Genomic DNA, 5,698 nt, shown 5'->3' with positions numbered 1-5,698 from the left:
GCACTGCCCTGGCCTGCGGCGTTGCCCCGTCCGGCGCCCCTGCGCCACCGTCCCCCGATCACTCCCGATCCATCCTGAAAAAAGCCACTATGACCCGTTACGACCTTGCATGGTGTAGATAGTCGGTTTCAGATAGTAATATCGCGCTATGATGCCGTCCGCCGGTCTGGAGCGCGGTACCGGCCACCCGGCCGACTCCGCCCGGGCTCTGACCTGGGCCATTCGGGCGTACCTGGCCGTCTTCGCGGCGCTCGCGGCGGTGTACTTCACCGTTTCCACCTGGCGCTGCGGAACCTGGGCGGCCATGGGCCTGGCCGCCGCGATCGGCATGGTCTACGGAATCCGCCGGCACCGCCCGGCCTACCGCGCCCCCTGGCTGCTGCTGGCCGTCGCCCTGGTCACCTACGTCGCCGCCGACGCGGTCGACCTGGCCCGCAGCGCCGAACGCGGCACCGAGACGGAGACCTTCCCCACCATCCCGGACGAGGTGGCGCTGATCGCCTACCCGATCGCCGCCCTCGGGTTCTGGCTGTTCATCCGGCACCAGCGCAACGGGCGCGACGGCGCCGCCCTGATCGACGCGTTCACCGTCACCACCGCGTTCGGGCTGCTGGCCTGGACCTTCCTGATCTGGCCCTCGGTGAGCCAGACGGATCGCAGCACGATCTCCCGCGAGATCTCGGTGCTCTATCCGCTCGGCGACGTGCTGTTGCTGGCCGTCCTCGCCCGCCTGATGACCGGCTCGGACGAGCGACCACCGGCCGCCTGGCTGCTCAGCCTGGGCACCGTCGGCCTGCTCATGTCCGACCTGTTCTTCGAGCTGCGGCTGACCTACACCGGCTGGCACTCCGGCACCGCCACCGACCTCGGCTGGATCGTGTTCTTCTGCGCCTGGGGCCTGGCCGCCCTGCACCCGTCCATGACCCGGGTCGGCCGCCCGATCCACAGCCACCGCCCCGCCGAGATCTCCCCGCTGGGCTTCGCCCTGCTGACCGTCGCCACGCTCACCGCCCCCGCCGTGCTGCTCGGCGCGTCCCTGTACGGCAGCGTCAAGCAGGCCTGGGTGCTCGCCGCGTTCGCCTCGCTCGCCTGCGTACTCGTGCTGATCCGGCTCGGCCTGGTGCTGCGCTCCTACCGCCGTGCGATCAACCGCGCCCGGGTGGTGCGTGCCGTCAACACCGACCTGGTCGCGGCCGTGGGCGTGGACCAGGTCGGACTCGCCCTCGAACGCGCCGGCGCCACCCTGCTCGGCCCCGGGCAGGGCCGCGTCGCCCTGCTCGCCGACCTGCCCGAGCCGGTCGCCGCGGCCATCGTCCGTCCCGTCCCGGCCGAGCAGCTGCCCGCCGTGCTCGCCGCCGGAGCCCCCACCGACCTGCCCGAACGCGCCCACACGCTGGTGTATCCGCTGCGGATCAAGCGCACCGAGCGCCCCGCCGCCGTGGTCGTGATCGGCCGGCTCGACCAGCTCGCCGAGCTGCGCGAGACCCTGGAGATCCTGGCCGGCCAGGCCGCCCTCGCGCTCGACCGGGTGCAGATGGGCCTGGAGATCCGCCGCCGCGACAACGAGGCCTACTTCCGCACCCTCGTGCACAACGCCGCCGACGTGTTCATGATCGTGGACGACGGCCAGGCCGTGCGCTACGCCAGCCCCTCCGCCCGCAAGCTGTTCGACGGGCGCGAACTGACCGGCACCAAGGTCGCCGAACTGGTCGGCGCCCGCAACGCCTCCAGCGCCCGGGCCGTGCTCGCCGGCACCGAACGCGGCCCGGCCGAGTGGGTGCTCGAGCCCGGCCGCGGCGAGAAGCTCTGGGTCCAGGCCCGCTCCGACGATCTGCGCGCCGACCCCACCGTCGGCGGCGTCGTGCTCACCCTCCGGGACGTGACCGAACAGCGCAGGCTCGAGGGCGAACTGCGCCACCACGCCTACCACGACCCGCTCACCGGCCTGGCCAACCGGCGCAGCCTGCAGGACCGCCTCGCCCACGCGGTCGAGCAGGCCCACCGCACCGGCCGCGCCGCCTGCCTGCTGCTGATCGACCTCGACGACTTCAAGGACGTCAACGACACCAAGGGCCACGGCGTCGGGGACGAACTGCTCGCCGAGGTCGCCGAACGGCTGCGGTCCAACGTGCGCCCGGCCGACCTCGCCGCCCGCCTCGGCGGCGACGAGTTCGCCGTGCTGGTGCCCGACGTCGCCCGCGCCGAGGACGCCGACGGCCTCGCCCGCCGGCTCACCGAGGCCTTCGAGATCCCGTTCGTGCTGACCGAGGGCACCGTCACCAGCGGCGCCAGCATCGGCGTGGCCAGCACCCTCGGCTGCGAGAGCGCCGACGACCTGCTGCGCAACGCCGACCTCGCGCTCTACGCGGCCAAGGACGACGGCAAGCGGCGCTGGCGGCACTACGAGCCCGGCCTGCACGACCAGGCCATCGAGCGCACCGCGCTGCGCGACCAGCTCGCCCGCGCCATCGACGAGCAGGACGTGCTCGTGCACTACCAGCCGGTCGTCGAGATCGGCGACGGGCGGGTGTGCGGTTTCGAGTCCCTGGCCCGCTGGCCGCACCCGGTGCGCGGCCTCGTCGGCCCGGACGTGTTCATCCCGCTGGCCGAGGAGACCGGCCTGATCCTCCCGCTCGGCCGGCTGCTGCTGCGCCAGTCGGTGGAGCACATCGCCGTGTGGAACCAGGCCCGCGACGAGGCGAACGCCGAGGCCGGCCCCGGCTCGCTCAAGGTCCCGCCGCTCTACGTCGCGGTGAACGTCTCGCTGCGCCAGCTGCGCGACCCGCGCTTCTCCGCCGAGGTCACCGCGCTGCTGCGGGCCAGCGGCCTGAGCCCGACGCTGCTGGTGCTCGAACTCACCGAGTCGGATCTGATGCGCCACCACGACGAGCAGGCCAGACGCACCATGAACGAACTCAAGGAGCTCGGCGTGCGCATCGCCATCGACGACTTCGGCACCGGCTACTCCTCGCTCAGCTACCTGCGCGAGCTGCCCATCGACATCCTCAAGATCGACAAGTCGTTCATCGCCGACATCGCCACCTCGCCCGAGCAGGCCGCGCTGGTCGAGGGCATCATCCGGATCGCCGACGGCCTCGGCCTGAGCGTGGTGGCCGAAGGCGTCGAGACCGACGCCCAGTGGGACCGGCTCGGCGGCTGCGACTGCGACTTCGGACAGGGCTTCCTGTTCTCCCCGCCGCTGCCGTCCGGCCAGGTCACCGCCCTGCTCGAGGCGTACCGCGACCCGCGCCTGCCCGAGGACGGGGGCGGGATCGTCTCCGGCGCCGGGTTCGTCGGCGCCGCCGCGGCCACCCGAGCCGGCGCGGCCCCGGGCGGCCTCGCCGCTCCCGCTCCCGCCGAGGAGTCCGCCGACGGCCCGGACCGCTCCGGCCGCCCGCTCGGCGGCGGCCCCGACTTCTCGTCCGACGGCCCCGACCGGCTGCCCCCCGTCAACGGCCGCGACGTGTGGCGCGGCGCCAAGGAGACGGACCGATGACACTCTCAGTTCCCACGTCCCTGCTTCCCGGCCTCGGCCCGGCCCGCGAGGACATGACACACGTGCACACCGTGCTGCGGGCCAAGCACACCTCCGTCTTCGTCTACGACGAGCCCGGGGGCGTGCTGTACCTCGTCGAGGAGGCCGTGCCCGCACCCCCGCTGGGCGACCTGTGGTCCCGGGTCTTCATCGACGAGAGCCTCCCGCTGACCGAGGCCGTGCGCACCGGCATGCCCACCGACGGCGGCTTCGACTCGGTCGAGAACGTGATCAGCCACTACGCCGGATTCAGCGGCACCCACTCGGGCCTTGGCCGGGTGATGTGCTTCCCGCTGATCACCTCTCAGGACCGGGTCGTCGGCGTGCTGTTCAGCGACGGCTGCGCCGGCGTCGCCGAGATCGGCCACGTCGGCGTGCTCTGGCGCCGGCTCGCCGGCACCTTCCGCTCCATCGCGGACGAGATCGAGACCGGCCTGCCCCGGCTCAACGACCGGATCGCCGAGCGCATCTACGGCATCGGCCAGAGCGAGACCGTCCCCGGCTTCTTCCTCGGCGCCGACGACGCCCCGAGCCCGCCCGAGATCCGCGCCGCGATCTCCTGCGGCACCTTCTGGTGGCGGCTGCGCGAGAGCGTGCTGCACCTCGACGCCATCGCCATGGGCGCGGTCGACCCGGCCGAGAACCGCGGCTACACCGGCAGTCCGCTGCCCCTGCTCTACCGCATCCACCGCGACGACTACCCGCTCGTGCGCCGGACCATGGCCACCGCCCTGGCCGAGGACGGCACCTTCGCCCTCGAATACCGGGCCCTGACCTTCGGCGGATCCCTGCGCTGGCTCGAGGCCCGCGGCCGGGTGATCCGGGACGAGCGCGGCGAACCGGTGATGCTCGGCATCGTCACCGACACCACCGGCGCGCCGAGCTGGACCCAGGTCGCCTCCACCCAGATCGACGCCATGTCCGACGGCTTCGCCATCCTCGACCGGCGCTGGCGGGTCGTCTACGGCAACGAGGCGGCGGCCAAGCTCGCCGGACTCGGCCGCGCCGAACTCGTCGGCCGCTCCTTCGAGGACCTGCTCGCGCCGCTCGACCCGGCCGAGTGGCGCCCCGGCTTCGAGCAGGCGGTGGAGACCGGCGAACCGGTCTCCTTCGAGGTGCTGATCCCGCACGTCGGGCACTGGTACGAGCTGCGCGTCGCCCTGGACGCCGGCCGGCTCGCCGTGCACTTCCGCGACGTGCACGAGTTCCGGGTGCGGCTCGAGCGAGACCGTGAACGCGACTCACGCCGCGAACGCACCGCCACCTTCGCCACGGCCCTCGGCGGCACCCTCGGCGTGGACGACGTGATCGCGGTGTTCGAACAGCAGATGCCCTCGCTGTGCGGCGCCGACGGCGTGGCCATGCATGTGGTCGCCGACGGCAGACTGCGCTTGATCGCAGCCGTCGGATACACCCCGGCCGGGCTGGCCAGCCTGCGCGTGCTCGACCTGGACGTGGCGAACCCGATGTCCGACGCCGTCAACGAGGGCGCGCTGCAGATCTACGAGGCCGGCGACGAGATCAAGCGGCGCTACCCGTACCTGACAGAGATCTGCGACGAGACCCGCACCGGCGCGCTGCTCGTCATCCCCCTGATGCACGAGCACACCTGCCTCGGCCTGGCCTGCCTGCGCTTCGACTACCCGCGCACCCTCGGCACCGGCTACAACAACTTCGTCGCCAAGCGCTGCGAGCAGCTGGCCCAGGCCCTCTACCGGGCCCACCGTTACGATGCCGAGCTCTCCCTCGCCTCCCGCCTGCGCGACGCCGTGTTCGACGTCCCGCTGGACGAGACCCCGGGCCTCGAACTCGCCAGCGAGTACCGCTCCCCAGGCCTCGGCCTCGCCGTCGGCGGCGACTGGTACGACGTCATCCCGATGATGCGCGGCAGAATCGGCCTGCTCGTCGGCGACGTGGAAGGCCACAACGCCCGGGCCGTGGGCGGCATGAGCATGGTCCGCACCGCGATCCGCGCCTTCGCGCACGAGGGCTACGGCCCCGCCGCCATTCTCGGCAGAGTCAATAGGCTGGTCGCAGGCCTCGACCCCGACCTCATCGCCACCTGCTGCTTCGCCGAACTCGACACCGCCGCCGGTACCGCCAGAATCGCGAGGGCAGGCCACCCGTCCCCCGTCCTGAGCCTCGTCGACGGCTCCGCCGCCG

The 5,698-nt window shown here is 72.7% G+C and carries 2 protein-coding genes; both read left to right on the top strand.

Going from position 1 to position 5,698, the window contains the following annotated elements; all coding sequences use genetic code 11:
* Nucleotides 1-148 precede the first annotated feature (148 nt).
* Complete coding sequence (locus KDL01_RS38670; protein ID WP_212533692.1) at nt 149-3,496, top strand: putative bifunctional diguanylate cyclase/phosphodiesterase; 3,348 nt, start codon at nt 149-151, stop codon at nt 3,494-3,496.
* Nucleotides 3,493-5,698, top strand: a 2,206-nt coding sequence (locus KDL01_RS38665; RefSeq protein ID WP_212533691.1) for a SpoIIE family protein phosphatase, incomplete at its 3' end; no start/stop codon positions are given. The genes KDL01_RS38670 and KDL01_RS38665, both read left to right, overlap by 4 nt.

It is taken from the genome of Actinospica durhamensis, from assembly GCF_018139695.1.
Lineage (GTDB): Bacteria > Actinomycetota > Actinomycetes > Streptomycetales > Catenulisporaceae > Actinospica > Actinospica durhamensis.
This window is presented reverse-complemented; position numbering and strand designations above follow the sequence as displayed.

Bases quoted from the DNA above. Each gene is read 5' to 3' on its own strand.
- KDL01_RS38670 (WP_212533692.1), top strand. From the start codon at position 149: ATGATGCCGTCCGCCGGTCTGGAGCGCGGTACCGGCCACCCGGCCGAC.